The following is a 22,292-nucleotide window of genomic DNA, read 5'->3' on the forward strand; positions in this document are numbered from 1 at the left end:
AAAAATTATATTAGTTCCTTAATTTTGTTTGGGTCCTTCATTAATGTAGTTCCAATAAGGAAAGCGTCAGCTCCAGCTTTCTTTAATTCAATAATTTCTTCCCTACTTTTTATTCCACTTTCAGCTATTTTGATAATGTTTTTGGGTATTAACTCAAGTAATTTCTTTACTTTTTGTATATCTACTTCTAGACTAATAAGATTTCTTGCATTTACCCCAATAATATTAAAGTTATGCCTCAGAGCTATTTTAAGATCATTTTCATCAGTAATTTCTACTATAGCTTCCAATCCTAAGCTCTTAGCATATTCATACAGATTAACAAGCTCTCTCTCAGTAAGAATTTTAACTATTAAAAGAATTACATCTGCACCTAAATTAAATGCAGTATCTATTTGTTTTTCAGTAACTATAAAATCTTTCATTAATACTGGTAGCTTAACTATTTTTGTGACGGTTTCTAAATCGTTATAACTACCACCAAAATACTTTTCTTCTGTCAAGACACTAATTCCTATAGCCCCGCTTTCTTCCATAAACTTTACGTATTCTACTAAGTTTCTATTTTCGTTTAACCCAGAGGGTGACTTTTTTTTATACTCAGCTATAATTGCATTTTTATTAACTGACGATTTTATGAACTTAGAAAGTAAATATATAGGCCTTTCTCTAGGCTTATTTACCCTAGCCCTATTCAGAGAATTTTTAACGACATCAGAAAGCCAACCATCCAAAAATCGTGGCATTGATTATACTTTATTGAGGAAGTTATAAATAATTCTCTTGCCTAAAGGAGTGCCTACACTTTCTGGATGAAATTGTACACCATATATCCTTAATTCAGAATGATGAATTCCCATTATTTCGTGATCTTCCATAGAGTACGCATCTATAATTAAAGGTTCCTTTACCTCATCTACAACTAAACTATGATATCTTGTAGCTTCAATTTGCTTGGGTAAACCGTCATATATTGGCACGTTAATATTAAGAAGTTCTATTTTGCTTATTTTTCCGTGAAAAACTTTCTTAGCTTTTCTTATTTTAGCTCCAAAAGCATAACCTATCGCTTGATGCCCTAAACAAATGCCGAGTATAGGAATCCTTTTTCCTAATTGCTTAATAACATCTATTACTATCCCTATATCTTCTTTCTTATCTGGTGATCCTGGCCCTGGCGAAATTATTATTCTATCTGGATTAATTCTTTCTATTCCTTTCACACTAATTTCATCATTCCTTATAACAATGGGATAACTTCCTAACTCGCCTACAATTTGTGCTATATTGTAAACAAAACTGTCATAATTATCTATAATTAAAGTTAGGTCCACTATTCTACACCCATAGCCACTTTTAATGCTCTCATTTTATGTTCTGTTTCATAATATTCCATCTCTGGTATTGAATCATAAACTATTCCAGCTCCAGCTTGAATTCTAAACAGATCTTTATTAGCAAAAGCACTCCTAATAGTTATAGCAAATTCTGCATCCCCATTAGCTGAGAAAAATCCAACTCCGCCAGCATATGGTCCTCTTTTGTAGGGTTCTAAAAGCTCAATAATATTCATAGCCATAGGTTTAGGTGCACCACTCACTGTTCCAGCTGGAAATACGGCCTTTAAAACATCAAAAGAATCATAGTTTCTTCTTAAAGTACCAACGACTTTTGTTACAATATGTTGGACATGGCTATATTTTTCAATATACATAAATTCTGGGACTTTAACAGACCCCATATAACAGACTTTACCAATATCATTTCTTGCTAAATCAACTAACATTATATGTTCTGCCCTTTCCTTCTCTGAAGCTAACAGTTCTTTTTCTAGCCCTAAATCCTCTTCTGGTGTTTTACCTCTAGGTCTTGAACCAGCAATTGGATAAGTTTCTACAATGCCATCTTGCAAACTAAATAATGTTTCTGGACTTGAACCTATAACTTGCCTATCATAAAACTTCAAGTAGTACATATAAGGTGAGGGATTTATTTTCCTTAAATTATAATAAAATCTCATTAAATCACCTTTATAATTATATCGTAAAAACCTAGAAATAACTACCTGAAAAGCATAGCCATTTCTTATATAATCCAAGATGTCTGAAACAGCTTTTTCAAATTGCGTTTTACCTAAAGATTCTGATTCAAACTCGAACTTTACGTTTCCTATATCCTTACATGAGAAAATTTTAGGTAAGTCTCCTTCTACATAAACCTTACCCTCAACATGGTCATATATAATGATATTTTCTGGTATGAAGAATTCCATATAAGGCCAGTTCTCGGCTTCAGCCTTTAGATCTTTAATGTTTTCCCAATACCTTACGGCATCATAACTTACATAACCTATCATACCACCTTTAAACCTACCTGGCAAATCTAATTGAGGTGCTCTCGATAAAAACTTTTTTAAAACATCAACTGGATCATAAAAACTATCATTTATATCTCCATTCACACTATTATTTTGAATATTCAGATAACCTTTCTTTCCCCAGGCTACTATGCTATACCTTGATTTGTGTTGAGGACCAGAACCACTTTCTAAAAGTGCTGCAATTTGTTCTTCTTCAATTATACACTTAAATACTTCATAAGGTTGAGCAAATGAAATTATTGGATAAACGTCCATTTTTTCACCTTCTCACTTATTTTGATCATTTTTTCCTGGTCTTTCTTTGTCTTATATTTCTCGATACCAGACGAAATATCGATCCAATAGGGATTTAAAGAGAGGAATTCTTCTACGTTATCTGGCGTAATTCCTCCTCCTATTCCTACCTTATCGTATTCCTTTACTAACTTTTTAGCAAATTCTAGGTTTACTTTTTCTCCTTTCTTTTCTGAATCAACAAGAATAAGATGATTAGTCTTTTTTATTATCGTATTAAAATAAGAGTAAAATTTCTCGTTAGCTGGAACGTAAAATATAAACTTCTTACTATAACTTAGAGTCTCTTCTATTTCATTATCTGACAAAACCCTATGGAGTTGAACATAATCAGCATCACTTTCATTAATAATAACTCGTAAATCCCCATTTACTTTTACATTCACTATTGGTTTATCTACAAACCTCTTTACTATATTAATAAATTCTGGCTTTACATATCTGGGACTAATAGGATCTGTAACTACACCTAAAAAATCAGCCAATTTAGATGCTAATATAGCATCTTCAATGTGAGAAATGCCACAAAATTTTATTTTAATCAATTTTTTCCACCAATCTCATAAACTTCGTTATATCTCCATTTTTTTCCACTATAGATTTTATGTGAGATATACTAGAATCCATTAGCTGTAAAGCATATTCATAACCATCTTTAAGATCTTTTACTTTCCTTATTACATATAATCCCATAGAAGCATTTATTCCAATGAACTTTCTTGCATCTTCATCCTTTCCCTTAAAAGCCTTTAACATTCTTAGTGCTGAATGCGTGGAATCTTCAACAACTAATTTAGACACGGGGACTTCTTCTTTTAAACCAAAATCTTCTACTGTAACTTCATAACTAACTACCTTATCCCTTTCAACTTCATAAACATACGTAACACCTTGCGTACTTATTTCGTCTAATGAGGGGAAACCATTATATAGAACTACTTTATCGTAATCTAGTTTAACTACAACTTCTGATAGCTTATGTAAAAAGTCCCTAGAAAATACACCTATCATTTGATACCTAGCTGAAGCTGGATTAGTTAAGGGGCCTAGAATGTTAAAGATTGTCCTTATTCCTAAAGTTCTTCTAACGTTAGCAACGTTTTTCATAGCGGGATGATATAACTGAGCAAAAAGAAAGACAAAGTTTGTTTCTTTTATTAACTTCTCAGCTAACTCTGGTTTCACATTTATATTATAACCCATTGCTTCTAATACATCGGCACTACCAGATTTACCGCTCACAGCTCTATTGCCATGTTTTGCAACTGGATGAATTTGACTTAACAATAATGCTACCGCAGTACTTACATTTAACGTATTAAAACCGTCTCCACCAGTTCCAGCAGTATCCAATGCACTTGGAAAATTTATGTGTAAAGCGTTTTCTCTCATAGCCTTAGCAAATCCTACTATTTCTTCAATGCTTTCTCCTTTAGTCGCTAATCCCACAAGGAAACCAGCTGTAACAATCTCTGGTATTTCAGCCTTCATAATCTTATTTGCTATATTTCTTGCTTCTTCTTCCATTAAATTTTCTCTTTTAACTACTTTTTTTAATAGGTCAATTGTATTCGTCTAGGATCCCCCTAATAGTTTTAACTAACTGTAAAGCAGAATTAACTCCATTTTTTTCTATTTCTTCAATAAATGCAGTACCTATAGCAACACCGTCAGCACCAGCAGAAAGAGCTTTTCTCATATCATTAAAGTCATTCAATCCAAATCCAACCACTAATTTGTTCTGAACTAAATTCCTTATTCTAACAATTAGAGAATCCACGCTTACTGGGATTAGTACACCAGTTGTAGGCCTAACACCGTAATAAAGAAATAGATCAGACATCTTAGAAGCTGTAATTATTAAATTATCTGGTAGAGAAGGACCAGTAAATAATACAGCTTTTACCCCTTTCTCTTTAATTTTGTTAACGTAATTCTCATAATCGTCAATAAAATCTATTAATAGATCTGGGAATAAAACACCATCAATTCCAATCTCGTGTAATGTAGTCAAAAACGAATCTAAATTAGATAAATAATCTTCAAGATATGTAAGAATAACAATCGGAATGCTCACCCTTTTCCTTACTTCTCTTAATGGAGTAAAATAATCTTTTAACCAAGAAGTAACTGCCTTATAACTTTTCCTAATTACTGGACCGTCATACTTAGCATATTTTGGTGGCAAACCTATTTCCAGTATATCAGTACCTAATTCAACACTCTTCTCTACAAAAGTATAAAAATATTCTAGGTTAGGATATCCTAATGTCATATAAGTAACTAGCATTTTTTTCATTTTTCAACCCTTTTCCTTATAGACTCATAATTACCAAGATCTAACAAACCATGTCCACTTAAATTAAATACAATTACTCTCTTTTCCTTCTCAGCTTTAGCTTTCAAAGCTTCATCTATTACAGCTTTTATTGCATGAGCAGACTCTGGGGCTGGAACAATCCCTTGAGTTTTCATAAATATCTTTGCAGCTTCATAAATTTCCTCCTCTTTATATTCTCTCCATTCCACAATTTTTTCCTTGATGAGTAAACTTAAGCTAGGTGCAACACCATGATATCTTAAACCTCCGGCATAAATAGGTGGTGGAACATAATCTTTCCCTAAAGTTATCATCTTCACTAGAGGTAATAATCCAGCAGTATCTGGATAATCGTATTCATATCTACCAGTACTGAACTTAGGAATTTCAGCTGCACCTACAGCAATAAACTTCTTTCCTTTTTTAGCTCCTATAAATGGATAACTAAATCCTCCGAAGTTACTTCCACCACCTACACAGCCAATTAATATATCTGGTTCTTCTCCTATTTCGTCTAATTGTGCTATTGTTTCCATTCCTATAACAGACTGATGTAATAAAACTACATCTAGAACACTGCCAACTAAATACCTGTAATTATGATCTAATGCGTACTCAATAGCTTCACTCATTGCTATTCCTAATGAACCCGGATGATTAGGATTCTCCTTAAGTATTTTCCTTCCAAATTCAGTTAAGTCAGTAGGACTTGCGTACACTTCTCCCCCATAAAGCTCCATTATTGTCCTTCTCAATGGCTTTTGTTCAAAACTTACTCTTACCATAAATATTGTTGAAGCTAAATCATACATTGATGCAGCCAATGCAACGGCAGTTCCCCATTGTCCTGCACCAGTTTCAGTAACTACATGAGAAATTCCTTCTTCAGCTGCAAAGTACGCTTGAGGTATTGCTGTATTTATCTTATGAGAGCCAGTTGGTGTAGCACCTTCATATTTAAAGTATATCTTAGCCGGTGTATCAAGATACTCTTCCAGCCTTTTAGCCCTCATTAAAGGAGTGGGTCTTCCAATTACTGCATATCTGTCCCTTACTTCTTCTGGGATTTTTATAAATCTCTCTATAGTAAACTGTTGTCTTAAAACTTCTTTAGGTAAAATTTTCTTTAATAGTCCTATTCTTGAAAATTCTGCATCTGGTGGATCTCTTGGTGGGGGTAAGGGTTTAGGTAGATCTGGTATTATGTTATACCAATATTTTGGTAGGAGATCTGAATTTACCATTGGTGCAACAAAAACACCTAATAGACTAAAAAATCATCTGGTTTATAAATTTTAATGTTATAAGGTCTCAAAGCTGTCAAATTCTCCTTTATACTCTAAAAATCTATATTCTACATGCTCAACTTTAGCTAATGGAGGCCCTCTCCTTATATATTCAAGTAATTTCTGTAATGCTTCTTCGTATCCTTCTGCTACAATCTCAACAGTTTCTCCGTCTTCTAAGTTTTTTGCATAACCCTTTATTCCAAGTCTTACCGCATGAATTTGAACCCATTTTCTAAACCCTACACCTTGAACTTTACCTTTAACTATAACATACATTCTCTTTAACATAATACCACCTCAGAGTCGCTCCACTTCTTCACCAATCTGCAATATTTTTTCATCACGTGGTATATTTTATTAACTACTTTTCTTGTTTAAAAACATATGATTAGGATAGCAATAGCTGGTTTAGGTAATTGTGCATCAATGCTGATTCAGGGAATAGAATATTATAAACGGAAAGGAAATAATTATTATGAAGGTCTTATAACTCCTATTATAAACGGTTATAAAGTTACAGATATAGAAGTTGTAACAGCATTTGATGTATCTAAGAACAAAGTAGGAAAGGATATTAGTGAAGCAATATTCGAGAAACCAAACATTACCCCAAAAATAGTAGACATGGAAAAGAAAGGGATAAAAGTTAAACCCGGGCCAGTTCTTGATGGTGTAGCTAAACATATGCAAGATGTTTTTAATCCCACTAATGAGGGATCCTTAGAAAGCGTTATACAAGAACTAAAAGATAGCAAAGCCGAAATTTTAATAAATTTACTACCAGTAGGAAGTGAACAAGCTAGCAGAGAATACGCAAGAGCTGCATTAGAAGCTAATACAGCTTTCATAAATGCAATTCCAGTGTTTATCGCTAGTGACCCTACTGGTAAGTTTCCACAGTTATTTAAAGAAAAGAATTTGCCTATAGCTGGCGACGATATAAAAGGCCAAGTAGGAGCTACAATACTTCATAGAACTTTAACTTCTTTATTTAGATTAAGAGGAGTTAAAGTTGAAGAAACATATCAGTTAAACGTAGGAGGAAACACAGATTTTCTAAATATGAAAACTGAAGAAAGATTATATTCTAAAAGAGTGAGTAAAACCAAAGCTGTTACAAGTACATTAGAGGATGAGAATTATTTAGAAAAGGAAGGAAAAATAAGAATTGGCCCTTCAGATTATGTGCCATTCTTAGGAAATACTAAAGTAGCTTACATTTATCTAAAAGGTTCTGGCTTTGCTGGAATGCCTATAAAAATTGAGGCATCATTAGAGGTGGATGATAAATCTAATTGCGCTGCAGTACTTGTAGATGTAATTAGAGCTGTAAAAGTAGCATTAGATAGAAAAATAGGGGGACCTTTAGTTGAGGTATCAGCATTCTACTTTAAACATCCACCAATTCAGGCTAAAGATGATGAAGAAGCATACAGATGGTTTAGAAAGTTCCTTGAAATGTGAAATATGTGAAGAAAGAGTAGCTAAATATACTTGCAAATTATGCGGAAGAAAGGTATGTGAAAAGGACTATATAAAAGAAAAAGAAATCTGTGTAGTTTGCGAGATTAGCTTATGTCAAATTTGTCATAAAAATTTAGCTATAGGAAAATGCGAAAAATGTGGAAGGATAATATGTGAAGAGTGTACAGCTTATTTTGATGGAGCGAGAAGGTATTGTAAAGAATGTTTTACTTCTTATTCCTAAGTTTCTCCAACATTATTTTTTGCTCTATTGAAGCTACTTGTCTCCTTACTTGAATCACAGCGTCAGGGTTTACACTAATACTGTCAATTCCTTGCCTAACTAAGAATTCATTAATTTCTGGATAAACACTTGGTGCTTGTCCACAAATAGAAACTGTTCTACCATACTTATGAGCAACTTTGATTAATTTCTTGATAGATTCTAGCACAGCTGGATCTCTCTCATCATAATATCCCATTCTAGCTAAAAGATCCGAGTCCCTATCAACTCCTAAGGTTAATTGAGCTAAATCATTACTACCAATACTAAAGCCATCCACAATTTGTGCAAACTTATCAGCTAAAACTACTACAGAGGGAACTTCTGCCATGATCCAAACCTTAAAGTCTTGACCTCTTCTTAGTCCTTCTTCCTCCATAATCTTAATAGCTTTTTCTAACTCCCAAGTTGTCCTAACGAATGGGAACATTACCCAGACGTTCTTAAGACCCATCTCATCTCTAACTTTACGTATAGCTCTGACCTCTAACCTAAATGCTGGTTCATATTGCGGACTAACGTATCTTGAAACACCTCTCCAACCAATCATTGGATTTCTCTCTTCTGGTTCAAATTCCTCACCACCTATTAATCTTTTATATTCATTAGTCTTAAAGTCTGAAAACCTAACTACAACTGGTCTAGGATAAATGGCAGACGCAACCATTGAAATTCCTTCAGCCAACTTATCAACAAATAACTCTGGCTTACCAGTCTTTATTAAATAGAGAGGATGATACTTTATCCATTCACTTACAATAAATTCAATTCTCATCAAACCAATTCCGTCAAAAGGTAAATCAAGATACTTATGAATTATATCAGGCTGACCTAAATTCATATAAATTTTAGTTGCTGTTACTGGATAAAGACTAAGCAGAACGTCCCTACTGATTCCGCTAACTGCAGTAGTAGTCTGAACTGTAGCCTCCTTTTTCTCTTCAGTTTCAAATGTGAGTTTACCTTCATATACTATCCCTCTAATAGCATCCACTGTTACCTCTTCACCATCTTTAATAACCTTAGTAGCATTACCAGTACCTACAACAGCTGGTATTCCAAGTTCTCTGGAAACTATAGCAGCATGACTTGTCATTCCTCCTTCATCAGTTACAATAGCTGATGCGATTTTCATTATAGGAACCCAGTCTGGATCTGTCATTCTTGTGACTAGTATCTCACCTTTTTCAAAATCTTTAGCCTCTTTAACATCTAAAATTACTCTAGCTTTTCCGTACGCTATTCCAGGGCTTGCTGGTAAACCTCTAGTTAAAACTTTTCCAACACTAACTTTTACTTCTTCTTTTTTACTTTCAGTTTGCTTATTGGTCCAATAAGTTTCTGGCCTTGCCTGAACAATAAAAACATTATCTGGGAATTTCATATCTGCATCAATAGCCCACTCAATATCCATTGGTCTACCATAATGTTGTTCTATCTTTAAAGCAAGTTTTGCTAATTCTATTGCTTCTTCATCACTTATAGACATTTTATCCGCTTCTTCACCAGATAAATTAAGTATAACATTTTGTTTCTTTTCTCTATCATAAACTATTTTTAAAATCTTATGGGAAACTTTCTTCTCAACTATTTTTAAGGAAGATTTATCTATAACTACTTCATCGGGAGTAACTTTTCCACTTACAACAGCTTCTCCTAATCCCCAGCTTGCTTCTATCATAATATAATTTCTATCTCCAGTAGCAGGATGTAATGTGAACATAACTCCAGCGGATCTAGAGTTTACCATCTTTTGTACAACTACTGCCATCTCTACACTTATCTGATCTATTCCTTTAAATCTTCTATAGCTTATTGCTCTAGCAGTATATAAGCTGCTCCAAACTCTCTTAACTGCATCTAATAATTCTGCCCTACTCACATTCAAATATGTGTCTTGTTGACCAGCAAAACTTGCAGATTCTATGTCTTCTGCAGTAGCTGAAGATCGAACGGCAACTAGTATTTCCTTTCCAACTAATTTCGATAAATTATCAAAAGCTGACAAAATCTGATTAGCTAAATCTGGAGGAATTTCACTACTTAAAATTAGTTCTTTAATTTTACTACTTATTACTTCATCATCTTTTTCTCTTTCAAAGATTTCTTTAATCTTCTCATCTAATTTATTATATGTAATAAAATATTTATACGCATGAGAAGTTATAACAAAGCCGGGCGGTACTCTTATACCCATTGATATCAATTCGCCTAAATTAGCTCCTTTTCCACCAGCTAGACTTATCATATCTTTTCTAATATTTTTAAGATCAGTAACTAAACTCCCTTCAACAAGGGAAGAATCCAAACTTGTCTCCCAATAAAAATTCCGATTTAAACATTAAAAAATGTTTTTGACTCTTCAAAAAAGCTATTACAATTGTTTATTTTTGATTTTCATTAGATTTTTGAGCTACTGAAGTAACAAACGATGGAAGTGATGGGAACTTCTCTTTCATTCTCTGCTCTGCAACAGCGGAAGCCTCCTCTAATATCTTCTTTGCCTCTGGAGATGTAATAGTATAATCAATTCCAGATCCAGTAAATTCTCCTGCTTCAATTACAACCTCTTGTAGTCCTTCCTCTAATTCTGCTAGTTCTACAGACAACTCTGGCATTACACCCTTCATAGCTTGCCTTAATTCTCTAACAACTCCTAAAACTGGTATTAAAGATGTAAACACATCACCTAATTCAGTTATGGTTTCCAACCTTAATTCTACTTGTTCTAATGCTATTTGTGTAGTAAGTAACTGTTTTGTAACTTTTCTTATTTCAGCTATTTCATTAGCATACATTGCTGCCCTAGCTGTATCTTTATTCATTTGAGCTTCAACTACTTTTTCAAATAATGTCCTATCCCTTTCTTGTAATTTTGATATATAAACATCTAATCTGCTAATAGTAGTTTTTAATCTGTAATGTGCCATTACTAATCTATATCTTAATGGTTGTTGTGGCTTAAATAAACTCTTCACTTTTTCTGCAACTGATGGCTCTTTCTTATCGCCACTCCAATTCTTTATGAATTCATTTACGCCAGCCATTTTACTCAATTATAAGCGTTGTTAAAGGATAGCTTATAAGCAAAAAAACCATATAATACTCATGAAGAGCGTGAAAAAGAATGAGAGTTTTTGACGCTACTTTACAGGATGGTACTGTAGTATTAACAAATAAAAGCAATAAAAAGGTATTACTTAGGCTTGTTACTCTGCATTATGAGGTTACAGTGTTAACAATAGAAGATCAAAGATCAATAAAAACTATAAATGAGGATAAAATAATAGAAAAAGAAATAAAATCAGGAGAAAAAATTAAGGTAAAATCAGAATTAAAAAATCTAAAATCAATTAGTATAGTATACACAATTGACGATAGGACTTTTAGGGAAGATATTGAGTTTTAATTTTTTCCCATATCGGAGTTATTCTTTTCACAACACTTTCATCGCTCGAAACTTCCTCTGGCCAATCTCTTCCTAGTTCCTCCTTAAACTTCCTAGTAGCATCAATGCCTATTTTACTACCTAATGGGGGAAATGGAGTAGTATGATCTAACGAATCAGTTATAATATTATCTATTATTACGATATCTCTACTTGGATTAACAGTTGTAGTGATAGCGTAAAGAACTTGATTTAAATCATGAACATTTACATCAGAATCAACAATTATAAGCATTTTTAATAAACTAAGCTGTCCTAAACCCCAGATACTCATCATAGTTTTCTTAGCTTGTCCCGGATATCTTTTCTTTATAGAAAATATACCTATACCAGTAAATAGCCCATACTCTGGTAAGTTCATATCTACTACCTCAGGTATAAGCATCTTTATAAAGGGGAGAAATAATCTCTCTACAGCTTTACCTATCCAAGCGTCTTCTAATGGAGGTTTTCCAACAGAAGTTGCATGAAATATCGGATTATCCCTAGAATATGCTTTCTCTAGTTTAAATACCGGATAATAATCTGGAGGAGTATAATAACCTAAATGATCACCAAAAGGTCCTTCTAACCTTGAATCTTCTATATCTACATAGCCTTCAAAAACAGTCTCCGCATGAGAAGGCACTAAAATCCCATTATCTAATTCATGTACATCAACTCCTTCATTACGTAAAATCCCGGCAAAGAGATACTTATCTAATCCTGGTGGAACTGGAGAAGCAGCAACAAAAGCTAATATTGGATCAACGCCGTTTACTATTGCTACTGGTATCTTTGTTATTCCTTTCTCTTTGTATTTAAAGGAAGTAAGAGCACCTCTCTTTAAAGCTTGCCAATGAACTATAGCCTCCTTTTCATTAAGTAATTGAACCCTATATACACTTAGGTTATGTACATTAGTATCTGGATCTTTAGTTATTACTATTGAAAAAGTTAAATATCTACCAGCATCTTTAGGCCAAGTTTTTAATGCTGGTATTTTTTCAAAATTTAATTCTTCATTTTCCTTAAACAATGGTTTTTTATTTTTAGGTAATATCTTTCCTAATTTCAAGATATCAAATAAATTTCTAATTTTACTCGAAAATGATAGGGGCAAAGAACCCATCATATTTTCAAGAAAAGATTTCGTAATTTCTTCTAGGTTATTAGTACCAAACAAGTCATAAAATGCTTCAATAGAATAATATATGTTAGTAATTACACTCCATCCAGGATACCCTTTTACATTCTTAAATAATAAAGGAGGTAACTTATTATACGTTGCTCGTCTAGAAATTTCTGCAATTTCAAGTATTGGATCAACCTCATCTTGAATTTCAATAATTTTTTTCTTTGAACGCATGAAATTTATATATTCACGTAAATCCGAAAAGGCCAAATTAATCACTAGAATAGTATTCATAAGATAAAGCTTATAATTTAGTATACAAAAGTGCTTAAACGTTAGTGGTGAGCTATAGTTGGAAACATGCAAGGATATCTAAAATGCTTAGACTGTGGAACTGAATATCCTCTCCAACAAGATACTATAACTTGCCCTCGATGTGGAGGATTACTTGAAATAATATTAGAACCTAAAAAGGACTTCTCATTCAATAAATTAAAAGGTAAAGGAGTATGGAGATATAAAGAACTTATTGCTGGTGAATATAAAGAAATAGTGAGCCTTAATGAAGGAAATACTCCTCTGATTAAATCTTCCTCTAGCCCAAACTTATACTTTAAATTTGAGGGAGCCAACCCTACTGGAAGCTTTAAGGACAGGGGAATGACAGTAGCTATAAGTTCTGCAAAATCCTTAAACTATAAAGTAGTAGTAGCTGCTTCTACTGGAAATACTGCTGCATCTGCTGCTGCTTATGCCAGTAGAGCTGGTTTAAAAAGTTACATAGTTTTACCTAAAGGAAAAGTAGCCTTAGGAAAACTAGCACAATCCATATTGTATGGTACAACAATATTAGAAGTTGATGGAAGTTTTGATATTGCAATGAATAGTGTAATGAGGTTATATAAAGAACTAAAGATAGTTTACCCATTAAATTCTTTCAATCCTTGGAGACTTGAAGGACAAAAGACTATAGCATTTGAAATAGTTGAAGATATAGGAGTACCAGACAATGTTATAGTACCAGTTGGCAATGCAGGAAACATTTACGCTATTTGGAAAGGATTTACTGAACTAATGAACATTGGAATAATAGACAAAGTACCAAGAATGATTGGGGTTCAAGCAGAAGGAGCAGCCCCAATAGCGAAAGCATTAGAGAAAGGTCTTGATAAACCAGAGTTTGTAGATTCACCAGAAACTATTGCCTCTGCTATAAGGATAGGAAAACCAGTTAACTGGAAGAAGGCAATAAAAGCAATAAAGTCATCTAATGGTTTTGCAACTTATGTTTCTGACTCTGAAATTTTAGAAGCACAAAAGGAACTAGCAAGAAAAGAAGGAATTGGAGCAGAACCAGCCTCAGCAGCCTCTTATGCTGGATATTTGAAACTTGTAAATAATGGAAAAATAGATAAAAATGAGAGAACTGTCCTTATATTAACTGGACATGCATTGAAGGACCCGGACGCAATGGTAAAAGCAGAAGCAAGAAGAATTTTAATTAATCCAGAACACATAAACGAAATTATATTAAGTGATCTAAGATGAAAGTAATTAAAATTGGTGGATCCATTCAAAAAGATGAAAAAGATTATGAATTAATATTAGAAAAACTAAGAAAAGAAATAGATTCCAATGATAAAAACATTATAGTAACTTCTGCTATTAAGAATGTCACTAACCAACTCTTAGAAATAATTAAAGAGACTGATAAATCTATGGACCTAGTTACTGATATTTATGATAGACACATTAGATTACTTTCAAAACTGACTAACGGAATTGAATTTGAACGCTCGTTTGGAGAATTATCAAAACTTACAGATGAACTTTTCAAAATAGCATGGTCAGTAAGAGTACTTGATGAGGTAACACCAAGAGTTAGAGATTACATATTATCATTTGGTGAAAGATTTGCTGTGATTTTATTATCAGCATTCTTAAGATCAAATAACATTCCAGCAAATTACATAGTGGAGCCTCCTTTAATAACAGATGAAAATTACGGAGAAGCAAACGTATTACTTCAACCCTCAAAAGAAAACCTTACTAAAAAGATAGACGGCATAAAAGAAAACGTCATAGTTATTCCAGGCTTTATCGGAAAAAGTAAAGAAAATAAATATACTACAATAGGTCGTGGTGGGAGCGACTATACAGCAACAGTTGTAGGAAAAATTTTAGGAGCAAAAGAAGTAAAATTAATTACTGAAGTCCCTGGCATAATGACGGCTGATCCCAAAAAGATACCAGAAGCTAGGACAATTCCCAGATTAGCATTAGAAGAGGCAATTGAACTTTCGCAGTTAGGAGCTAAAAAGTTACATCCAAGAACATTTGATCCAATATTTAACACTAATCTAAGAGTTGTAATAGAAGGATTATATGAAGAAGGGAATACAATAATAGAAGGAAGTTGCACTAAAGAAGATATTTTAAAAGGAATTGCAACTAGAAACAATATCGAATTAATAACAATAGAAAGTACAAACATAGTTGGAAAGATAGGCTCTGCTGCTACAATAATGTCAGAAGCTAGAAACGCTAATGTAAATCTTGTTGCTATCTCACAACCAGTATCAGAAACAGTTATACAACTAGTAATTGACTCACAAGATAAAGAGAGGCTTATAGAAAGGCTAAACAGTCTAAGTAACTTAATAGAAGATATTCAATCAACTAAAGTTAGCGCAATAAGCATCGTAGGATGTGGACTAAGAAATAAAGAAATATCAGCAAAAGTTCTAAGTAAAGCTTCTTCTTTAGATCCTATATTCATATCTAGAGGTTTGAAAGGAGTAAGCTTAACATTTATAGTTGATGAAAAAGATGAAAATAGTCTAGCTAAAGAACTTCACGAGGTGGTTTTAGAGTGGCAGACAAAATAAAAGTCTCATTATTAGGTTCTACTGGAATGGTAGGACAAAAAATGGTAAAGATGTTAGCTAAGCATCCTTATCTTGAACTTGTAAAGGTAAGTGCGTCTCCAAGTAAAATTGGTAAAAAATACAAAGAAGCCGTAAAGTGGATAGAACAAGGAGATATACCAGAAGAAGTACAAGATTTACCTATAGTTTCAACTAATTATGAAGATCATAAAGATGTAGATGTAGTCTTATCAGCTTTACCCAATGAGTTAGCAGAGTCAATAGAGCTTGAGCTTGTTAAAAACGGTAAAGTTGTTGTATCTAATGCTAGTCCCTTTAGAATGGATCCAGATGTTCCTCTAATAAACCCAGAAGTTAATTGGGAACATTTAGAACTACTAAAGGTTCAAAGAGAAAGAAAGGGATGGAAAGGAATTCTCGTTAAGAATCCTAATTGTACAGCTGCAATAATGTCTATGCCAATAAAACCATTACTTGACATAGCTGTAAAATCTAAAATAATTATAACTACATTGCAAGCTGTGAGTGGTGCTGGATATAACGGAATTCCTTTTATGGCAATCGAAGGAAATATTATACCATATATAAAAGGTGAGGAAGACAAAATAGCTAAAGAACTAACAAAATTAAATGGAAAAATTACTAATGGCCAAATTATTCCAGCAAATTTAGATTCTAATATCACATCAATAAGAGTACCTACAAGAGTAGGACATATGGGAGTTATAAATATAATAACTGATGAAAAAATTAACATTGAAGAAATAAAGAAGACATTAAAGAATTTTAAATCTTTACCTCAACAGAAAAACCTACCCACAGCTCCAAAACAACCCATAATAGTTAGAGACGAAGAAGATAGACCGCAACCTATAATAGATGTAAGTGCTGAAAACGGTATGGCAGTAACAGTTGGAAGAATAAGGCATGAAAATGGTGTGCTAAGAATGGTAGTCTTAGGTGACAACTTAATTAGAGGTGCTGCCGGAATAACTATACTTACAGTAGAAGTCATGAAAGAATTAGGGTATATTTAATGTTAAAAATAGATTTTCATACTCATACTTTTTATAGTGATGGAAGAGAATCTCCACAAGAAATGATAAATTATGCTTTAAAGATAGGGCTTAATGGAATTGCTATAACCGATCATGATACATCCAAAGCCCATTTAGTTTTTAAACATAAACTAGTTATTCCTGGACAGGAAGTAACAACAGAATTTGGTCATGTTGTTATTTTATGTAATTTTCCTCCAGACCCACCAAAAAGAATCTATGAGCTCGTTGATTATTCAAAGGAAAACAATTGCATAATTTTTCCTTCTCACCCATTTGATATTTTTCGTAAAGGAATAGGAGATAAAATATTTGAATATCATTTTAATGCAATTGAGATATATAACTCAAAAGCTCCTAAATCAGCGAATGAAAAAGCTAAAAAAGTATCTATCCAACTAAACTTGCCTGGATTAGCAAATAGTGACTCTCATGTAAAATACGCATTAGGCTCCGCATACAATATTGTAAATATCTCAGAATTTAATGTAGATGAAATACTAGATTGTATAAGGAAAGGAAAAATAGAACCTGTAGGCATTGGATTAACAGTAAAGGCTAAGTTTGAAATCGCCAAATGGTATATATTGAGGAAACTAAAAATTGAGGAAAATTCCCGCAGAACTATGTATTAGATGTAAAGGCCATAAATACTTATGTGGATTACCCTCTTGTCCTATATTAGATAGATTTAGAAATGTTGCAATAACAGTGGCAAAAATTAAAAATTCAGACAAAATACAAGGATCAACTCCTCCAAGCATAGTTGTTGGAGAAAAAAACTATCCAAAAGTTTCAATAATATACAACATTCCCCCCTCAGTAATAGGAGAAGAAGCAAAAGATTACGAGAATCCAGAAGGATGGTGGGGGAAGAAAAGTTTAAGTGATATTTTATCTTTAAGAACTTCTTTAATTTCCTCAATATTAGCTAACGTTAATGCAAATAATCCTTATGAACTCTATGATAAAGAAGTTTCAATAACTGCGGTATCTGAAAAACCAGTACTATCTGAAGTACTAAGTGAAAGCAAAAACTTGATACCTAAACTAAAATTCGACGGGCTTTTGTTACCTAGAGGACCATCACTAAACGCTAAAGATATTAAGATTAACGAAAATCCGAAAATACCTAAACCCATAGATAAATTAATATTTGATGATATAAAAGCACAAGAAGCTATCCTGGAACTCTATAACAATAAACAAAGTATATATACTATAATAAATGCACTTTCTCTAGGTCTTCTAGGAATCAGAAAAAACAGAAAAATAGTTCCTACTAGATGGGCAATAACTGCAGTAGACAGTACTTTAGGAAACTTCATGCTTAACCAGATAAGAAACTTTGACACTATAAGCGAAGTTCAAGTATTTTACAATTCTTATTTAGGCAACTATTTTCACATAATTTTATTCCCATCAAAATTTAGGTCAGTGTGGGTAGAAATTTGGCATCCATTATCATTATGGGCTAATGAGTTAGTAATTAGTGACTTATCAGAAGATTACTGGGGAGATTATGATTTTTTAGATGGAGGATATATGGCAGCTAGATTTTCTGTCGTAGAAAAACTCTTTGAGATGAGAAAACAATCTGGAATAATAATCATTAGAGAGATTACTAATGAATACTATGCTCCAGTAGGAAATTGGCACATAAGAGAGACAGTAAAAAGAGCTTTTAATAACAATCCCTTAAAGTTTGATAAACTTCAAGATGCAATTATTTACGTGAATTCTAAATTAAAGGCAAAAGTTAACTTGTTAGAAATAAAAAGTATAAAGAAAATTTTAACTCAAAAAACTATAGATGAGTTCCTAAAGAAGTAAAGAGAGAACAGACATCGCAGTATATAATCTATTTTCAGCCTCATCCCACACAGCACTTTGAGGACCATCAAGCACTTCCTTATCAACTTCTTCGCCTCGTACAGCAGGCAAACAATGCATAAAAATTGCATCTTTGCTAGCATACTTCATTAGATCTGTAGTTACTTTGTAATCCTTTAGCATAGCTTTCTTCTTTTCGGCTATCTCTTCTTGTCCCATACTTACCCAAACATCAGTATAAACCACTTTTGTACCCCTCACGGCTTCATATGGATCTTCATAAAATTCGATAATAGCACCACTTTTTTCAGCTTCTTCCTCAATCTTTTTCCAAATATCTTCTCTAGGTCTTAGTTCTTTAGGGGAGGCAATCTTTATTGTTAACCCCATCTTTGCCACAAAAGCCATTAAACTAACTAATACATTATCACCTCCATCTCCAACAAAAGTTACTGACGTATATTCACCAAATTTCTCTTTTATTGTCATAAAATCTGCTAAAGCTTGTAATGGGTGAGAAAGATCACTTAACAAATTAATGGTAGGTTTCCCAGAATATTTTGACAAGATCTCTAAGGATTCATGTTTTAAAACTCTTGCACCAATCCCATCAACATATCTGCCTAAGACTCTTGCAGTATCTTCTACTGGTTCTCCTCTACCTAGCTGAATTTCTGACTTATTCAAAACTATCGGATTTCCACCCAAAACTCTTACAGCTGTTTCAACACTGACTCTGGTCCTCGTGCTTGGTTTCTCAAAAATTAAAGCTACATTTTTACCGTCTAAAGACTTAGGTATAGCCTTAGTTAAGTAAAAATTCTTCATCTGAAATGAGACTTCCATCATTTTTTCAATTTCTTGCTTTGAAAAATCCAATAGGCATAACAAGCTTTTTCCTTTTAACATATTTTAAATTTTAGACCTCTTATTTAAAAATGTGGAAGAACTATTAACACTTTCAAAAGTTACAATTCCTAAAAAAGGTAATAAGCCTAACTTTGATGAGGCTCATGTACTTTTAGCTTTAAGCATTATTGAAAAAGAACAGCCTATTGGAAGACATTTATTAATGAAAAAACTAGGATTAAGTGAAGCATCTACTAGAACTATGATAAAAAGATTAAAAGAATTAAATCTCATTAAAGTAGATAAAGTAGCTGGCATATTTTTGTCAGATATAGGAGAGAAGATACTTAGTAGTATTAGAAACAAAGCAAATATTATAGAAAATGTTAAAATTTCTAGTATTAATTGGAACAGTATGATAGTGAAAATTAAGAATGGTAGACTATTTTTAGAACGTATAGGCTTATTAAATTTAAGAGATTTAATAATAAAACAAGGAGCAACAAGAACCATAATAGCTGTAATTAGTGAAGATGGACGATTAGAATTACCACCAAAAACTTTTGATGAAAGTGAAGAAATTAAGAAATTAAAGGAAGAATTACAGAATAAAATTAAAGATGCTGAGATAAACGACCTTATTATTATTTTTGAACCTCAGGATTTACACTTAACTTATAAAATAATTCTTACAATTCTCACAAGTGCATAAAATAGGTTTTTTAGTTAATCCGGTTGCTGGTAGTGGAGGAAAAATAGGACATAAAGGAAGTGATGATTTAGCAATTAATAATCCTGATACTCCACAAAAGGTAGCCAGATTTCTAAAATTAGCCCCTAAGGATAATATAAAATACATAACTCCTAAAGGAATAATGGGAGAAATTTATTTTGATAATAGCTTCAATGTCAAGCTAATTGATGTTAAAAACATAGAGAGAACTACAAGAGAGGACACAATTATTGCATCAAAGACTTTTCTTGAGCTAAACTGCGACATTATAGTATTTGCTGGTGGAGATGGGACAGCAAGAGATATTTACTCAGTAGTTGGAAACAAGATTCCTCTCTTAGGAATACCAACTGGTGTAAAAATGCATAGTGGAGTATTCGCTAATACCCCAGAGGCTGCAGCTATTCTTCTGTTGAAATACATTAACAATGAAGCCTCTATAATAGATGCAGAAATCTTAGATATAGATGAAGATGAATATAGAAAAGGAAGGTATAATGTAAAGTTATACGGGATAGCAAAAACTGTCTCTTATTTAAATTATTTAACTCCTAGCAAAGAAGAGATAAAAAGCAATGAAGAGGAACTAGATGCAATTGCTGATTATTTCATAGACACTATATTAAAAGATAATGAATACTATGTTTTCGGAAGCGGAAGTACTGTAAAATATATACTTAAGAAACTAGGTTATGAGACCAATTTCTTATCTATTGATGTAACTTATGGAAGAAAACTACTTATTAGTTCTGCTAATTATTATGATTTACTCAATTTGACTGGGGAGTTAAATTTAGTTTTAACCCCCATAGGAAAACAAGGATTTTTATTAGGAAGAGGAAATCAAGAAATAGGGCCTGAGGTTATCAGAAAAATTAAAAAAGATAAAATAATTATAATTTCTACTAAATCAAAATTAAAAACAATAGATTGCTTAAGAATTGATACTGGTGATTCAGAATTAGATAAAAAATTACAAGGAGTATATAAAGTTATAGTTGGTTATGGAGAATATGTCGCGATAAAAACCTGTGATAATACCAGTGTGGTAGATAATGATAATACCTAAGAAATAACTGACCAACCATATTATAATCTAGTTCTTCATATATAATCTGATGAAAAGAGAGGATGCTGACATAAATATTGAAGAACTGAATGAGGAAATAAAACAACTAAAAACCGGGCCTAGATCGAAGCTAATGGAAGCTATTCTTGTTCTTCTCTTAGCTAGACCATTAAGAACTTCAGAGATTGCTATTAACTTAGGATTAGAGACTAAGTATGTTAGCAGTTATTTAAGTTATTGGAGGAAGAAAGGGTTAGTATATCAGGAAGCAGGGAGATGGCATCTATCTGCTCAAGGAGAAGATCTAGCCAAGGAGATCATAGAAGAGAAAAATAATTCTAAGTTTGTTGAGTATTTAGCTTTTGCAAAACAAATACTTAATGAAAATGTTAACCAAACAATAAACAACAAAAAACAGACAAAACAAGACAAAGATGGAAAAGAATTTTTGTCGTTTATTGTTGACTTAACCAATTCTAAGGTCAATAAACAACAAAAGTCGAATTTAACGGACTGTATCGCAGACATACTAGAAAAATTAGACGATGAAGAAAAGGAACTACTCTCCTTCTTGCTAAACAAGTATAAGCAATGGGGCTCTACTTATGTTTATATCGATCAAATTCAAGAAGAATTTAACGCAGATACAGGTTGGTTATTTAAGGTTCTTCGAAAATTACAGACAAAACGTATTTTGTATTTATATCATGATCCTAAATTAGGACTTAGGATAGGGTTTACTCAGCAGTTTAAGGACAAAATATCTAATTGTTAATTCTACTACTACATTTAAATCTATTATCATTTGATATTTAGGTTTCATATTATGTCATTATACAAACCTTTGATTTTATTTTTATGAGAATAAGATAGGAAGTAGTAGTAGTAATATATATTAGTATTTTGTATTAAGTTTAAACTAGGTGTTAATGTTGTCTGAGTCTACCAAGTCTTCCAGAATCTCAGAAGATGAGATGAATAAGGTATTAGCAAAGGCTGAAAAAGAAGCAGAAAAAAAAGATCATAAAAAACAATGGATTGAAAGGATGATAAAAAGTGCCAAAACTTATTATAAATTATGCCCTTATTTTGATAAGAAATCAACTAAGTGCTTTTTAACACTAGGAGATAAGTGCACAAGAGAAGGGAGATATGAAAATTGTCCAATATTTATTAATTATTTAGATCAAAAATATAACGAGATTATTCAAAAGAAAAAGATGCTTCCGATGGACTTTTTAGATTTAGCACAGATGATTTAATGGGATCA

At 32.6% G+C, this 22,292-nt stretch carries 23 protein-coding genes; 11 read left to right on the plus strand and 12 right to left on the minus strand.

Features of this window, described 5'->3' with window-relative positions:
* Positions 1-5: 5 nt before the first annotated feature.
* Genes trpC through ACAM25_RS11275 form a run of 8 tightly spaced genes read right to left on the minus strand, consistent with a single transcriptional unit; the run spans position 6 to position 6,571 of the window.
* Positions 6-746, minus strand: coding sequence for an indole-3-glycerol phosphate synthase TrpC (gene trpC, locus ACAM25_RS11240; RefSeq protein ID WP_369609810.1), 741 nt, complete (start codon positions 744-746; stop codon positions 6-8).
* Between the two features lie 3 nt (positions 747-749).
* Complete coding sequence (locus tag ACAM25_RS11245) at positions 750-1,334, minus strand: aminodeoxychorismate/anthranilate synthase component II (RefSeq protein ID WP_369609811.1); 585 nt, start codon at positions 1,332-1,334, stop codon at positions 750-752.
* Positions 1,334-2,635 (minus strand): anthranilate synthase component I, encoded by a 1,302-nt coding sequence (locus ACAM25_RS11250; RefSeq protein ID WP_369609812.1) that lies wholly within the window; start codon positions 2,633-2,635, stop codon positions 1,334-1,336. Before ACAM25_RS11250 ends, ACAM25_RS11245 begins: the two co-directional genes overlap by 1 nt.
* Positions 2,617-3,219 carry a phosphoribosylanthranilate isomerase gene (locus ACAM25_RS11255; RefSeq protein WP_369609813.1) on the minus strand — a complete coding sequence of 201 codons (603 nt, stop codon included), beginning with the start codon at positions 3,217-3,219 and terminating at the stop codon, positions 2,617-2,619. The genes ACAM25_RS11250 and ACAM25_RS11255 overlap by 19 nt, the downstream gene beginning before the upstream one ends.
* Entirely contained in the window at positions 3,212-4,240 is a 1,029-nt protein-coding gene (trpD, locus tag ACAM25_RS11260) for an anthranilate phosphoribosyltransferase (RefSeq protein ID WP_369611672.1), read from the minus strand. Before trpD ends, ACAM25_RS11255 begins: the two co-directional genes overlap by 8 nt.
* Positions 4,236-4,973, minus strand: a complete 738-nt coding sequence (gene trpA / locus ACAM25_RS11265) for a tryptophan synthase subunit alpha (protein ID WP_369609814.1) — start codon at positions 4,971-4,973, stop codon at positions 4,236-4,238. Before trpA ends, trpD begins: the two co-directional genes overlap by 5 nt.
* On the minus strand, positions 4,970-6,238 hold the full coding sequence (locus tag ACAM25_RS11270; protein ID WP_369609815.1) for a TrpB-like pyridoxal phosphate-dependent enzyme: 1,269 nt from the start codon (positions 6,236-6,238) through the stop codon (positions 4,970-4,972). The genes trpA and ACAM25_RS11270 overlap by 4 nt, the downstream gene beginning before the upstream one ends.
* Before the next feature lie 57 nt (positions 6,239-6,295).
* Entirely contained in the window at positions 6,296-6,571 is a 276-nt protein-coding gene (locus ACAM25_RS11275; RefSeq protein ID WP_369609816.1) for an acylphosphatase, read from the minus strand.
* 96 nt (positions 6,572-6,667) lie between these two features.
* Here ACAM25_RS11275 and ACAM25_RS11280 point away from each other — a divergent pair, with 96 nt between their 5' ends.
* Complete coding sequence (locus ACAM25_RS11280; RefSeq protein WP_369609817.1) at positions 6,668-7,747, plus strand: inositol-3-phosphate synthase; 1,080 nt, start codon at positions 6,668-6,670, stop codon at positions 7,745-7,747.
* A 227-nt stretch (positions 7,748-7,974) separates the two neighbouring features.
* Here the strand turns inward: ACAM25_RS11280 and ppsA are convergent, their stop codons facing one another.
* The gene (ppsA, locus tag ACAM25_RS11285; RefSeq protein WP_369609818.1) at positions 7,975-10,338 is read right to left on the minus strand and encodes a pyruvate, water dikinase; all 2,364 of its coding nucleotides are present in this window, start codon (positions 10,336-10,338) and stop codon (positions 7,975-7,977) included.
* A 76-nt stretch (positions 10,339-10,414) separates the two neighbouring features.
* A complete protein-coding gene (gene cdvB1/B2, locus ACAM25_RS11290; protein ID WP_369609819.1) occupies positions 10,415-11,077 on the minus strand; it encodes a cell division protein CdvB1/B2 in 663 nt (220 codons plus the stop codon).
* Positions 11,078-11,157: 80 nt separating this feature from the next.
* Here cdvB1/B2 and ACAM25_RS11295 point away from each other — a divergent pair, with 80 nt between their 5' ends.
* The gene (locus tag ACAM25_RS11295) at positions 11,158-11,439 is read left to right on the plus strand and encodes a hypothetical protein (RefSeq protein ID WP_369609820.1); all 282 of its coding nucleotides are present in this window, start codon (positions 11,158-11,160) and stop codon (positions 11,437-11,439) included.
* Here ACAM25_RS11295 and ACAM25_RS11300 read toward each other — a convergent pair.
* Positions 11,417-12,862, minus strand: a complete 1,446-nt coding sequence (locus ACAM25_RS11300) for a UbiD family decarboxylase (RefSeq protein WP_369611673.1) — start codon at positions 12,860-12,862, stop codon at positions 11,417-11,419. The two genes, ACAM25_RS11295 and ACAM25_RS11300, sit on opposite strands and share 23 nt — an antisense overlap.
* Positions 12,863-12,952: 90 nt before the next feature.
* Here ACAM25_RS11300 and thrC point away from each other — a divergent pair, with 90 nt between their 5' ends.
* The 5 genes from thrC to ACAM25_RS11325 are packed head-to-tail and all read left to right on the plus strand — an operon-like array spanning position 12,953 to position 18,371.
* Positions 12,953-14,140, plus strand: a complete 1,188-nt coding sequence (thrC, locus tag ACAM25_RS11305; protein WP_369609821.1) for a threonine synthase — start codon at positions 12,953-12,955, stop codon at positions 14,138-14,140.
* Entirely contained in the window at positions 14,137-15,480 is a 1,344-nt protein-coding gene (locus ACAM25_RS11310) for an aspartate kinase (RefSeq protein ID WP_369609822.1), read from the plus strand. The genes thrC and ACAM25_RS11310 overlap by 4 nt, the downstream gene beginning before the upstream one ends.
* Positions 15,465-16,517, plus strand: a complete 1,053-nt coding sequence (gene asd, locus ACAM25_RS11315) for an aspartate-semialdehyde dehydrogenase (RefSeq protein ID WP_369609823.1) — start codon at positions 15,465-15,467, stop codon at positions 16,515-16,517. Before ACAM25_RS11310 ends, asd begins: the two co-directional genes overlap by 16 nt.
* Positions 16,517-17,173, plus strand: a complete 657-nt coding sequence (locus ACAM25_RS11320) for a PHP-associated domain-containing protein (protein ID WP_369609824.1) — start codon at positions 16,517-16,519, stop codon at positions 17,171-17,173. Before asd ends, ACAM25_RS11320 begins: the two co-directional genes overlap by 1 nt.
* Positions 17,142-18,371, plus strand: coding sequence for an Nre family DNA repair protein (locus ACAM25_RS11325; RefSeq protein ID WP_369609825.1), 1,230 nt, complete (start codon positions 17,142-17,144; stop codon positions 18,369-18,371). Before ACAM25_RS11320 ends, ACAM25_RS11325 begins: the two co-directional genes overlap by 32 nt.
* On the opposite strand, the gene argF is transcribed toward ACAM25_RS11325, so the two are convergent.
* Complete coding sequence (argF, locus tag ACAM25_RS11330; RefSeq protein ID WP_369609826.1) at positions 18,360-19,280, minus strand: ornithine carbamoyltransferase; 921 nt, start codon at positions 19,278-19,280, stop codon at positions 18,360-18,362. The two genes, ACAM25_RS11325 and argF, sit on opposite strands and share 12 nt — an antisense overlap.
* 31 nt (positions 19,281-19,311) lie before the next feature.
* Here argF and ACAM25_RS11335 point away from each other — a divergent pair, with 31 nt between their 5' ends.
* The 4 genes from ACAM25_RS11335 (at position 19,312) to ACAM25_RS11350 (ending at position 22,284) form a co-directional block, all read left to right on the plus strand.
* Positions 19,312-19,932, plus strand: coding sequence for a DUF4443 domain-containing protein (locus tag ACAM25_RS11335; protein WP_369609827.1), 621 nt, complete (start codon positions 19,312-19,314; stop codon positions 19,930-19,932).
* The gene (locus tag ACAM25_RS11340; RefSeq protein ID WP_369609828.1) at positions 19,925-21,022 is read left to right on the plus strand and encodes an ATP-NAD kinase family protein; all 1,098 of its coding nucleotides are present in this window, start codon (positions 19,925-19,927) and stop codon (positions 21,020-21,022) included. Before ACAM25_RS11335 ends, ACAM25_RS11340 begins: the two co-directional genes overlap by 8 nt.
* Positions 21,023-21,071: 49 nt before the next feature.
* Positions 21,072-21,797: a replication initiator protein WhiP gene (locus ACAM25_RS11345; protein ID WP_369609829.1), complete on the plus strand. Its 726-nt coding sequence runs from the start codon at positions 21,072-21,074 to the stop codon at positions 21,795-21,797.
* Positions 21,798-21,951: 154 nt separating this feature from the next.
* The gene (locus tag ACAM25_RS11350) at positions 21,952-22,284 is read left to right on the plus strand and encodes a hypothetical protein (protein ID WP_369609830.1); all 333 of its coding nucleotides are present in this window, start codon (positions 21,952-21,954) and stop codon (positions 22,282-22,284) included.
* The last annotated feature ends 8 nt before the right edge of the window (positions 22,285-22,292 follow it).

The organism is Sulfurisphaera javensis (genome assembly GCF_041154675.1).
Taxonomy (GTDB): domain Archaea; phylum Thermoproteota; class Thermoprotei_A; order Sulfolobales; family Sulfolobaceae; genus Sulfurisphaera; species Sulfurisphaera javensis.

Coding starts and splice junctions, on each gene's coding strand:
- cdvB1/B2 (WP_369609819.1), bottom strand. CDS start 11,077: ATGGCTGGCGTAAATGAATTCATAAAGAATTGGAGTGGCGATAAGAAA.
- thrC (WP_369609821.1), top strand. CDS start 12,953: ATGCAAGGATATCTAAAATGCTTAGACTGTGGAACTGAATATCCTCTC.
- ACAM25_RS11295 (WP_369609820.1), top strand. CDS start 11,158: ATGAGAGTTTTTGACGCTACTTTACAGGATGGTACTGTAGTATTAACA.
- ACAM25_RS11310 (WP_369609822.1), top strand. CDS start 14,137: ATGAAAGTAATTAAAATTGGTGGATCCATTCAAAAAGATGAAAAAGAT.
- ACAM25_RS11280 (WP_369609817.1), top strand. CDS start 6,668: ATGATTAGGATAGCAATAGCTGGTTTAGGTAATTGTGCATCAATGCTG.
- trpA (WP_369609814.1), bottom strand. CDS start 4,973: ATGAAAAAAATGCTAGTTACTTATATGACATTAGGATATCCTAACCTA.
- ACAM25_RS11320 (WP_369609824.1), top strand. CDS start 16,517: ATGTTAAAAATAGATTTTCATACTCATACTTTTTATAGTGATGGAAGA.
- ACAM25_RS11275 (WP_369609816.1), bottom strand. CDS start 6,571: ATGTTAAAGAGAATGTATGTTATAGTTAAAGGTAAAGTTCAAGGTGTA.
- ACAM25_RS11270 (WP_369609815.1), bottom strand. CDS start 6,238: ATGGTAAATTCAGATCTCCTACCAAAATATTGGTATAACATAATACCA.
- argF (WP_369609826.1), bottom strand. CDS start 19,280: ATGTTAAAAGGAAAAAGCTTGTTATGCCTATTGGATTTTTCAAAGCAA.
- ACAM25_RS11345 (WP_369609829.1), top strand. CDS start 21,072: ATGAAAAGAGAGGATGCTGACATAAATATTGAAGAACTGAATGAGGAA.
- trpC (WP_369609810.1), bottom strand. CDS start 746: ATGCCACGATTTTTGGATGGTTGGCTTTCTGATGTCGTTAAAAATTCT.
- ACAM25_RS11350 (WP_369609830.1), top strand. CDS start 21,952: ATGTTGTCTGAGTCTACCAAGTCTTCCAGAATCTCAGAAGATGAGATG.
- ACAM25_RS11250 (WP_369609812.1), bottom strand. CDS start 2,635: ATGGACGTTTATCCAATAATTTCATTTGCTCAACCTTATGAAGTATTT.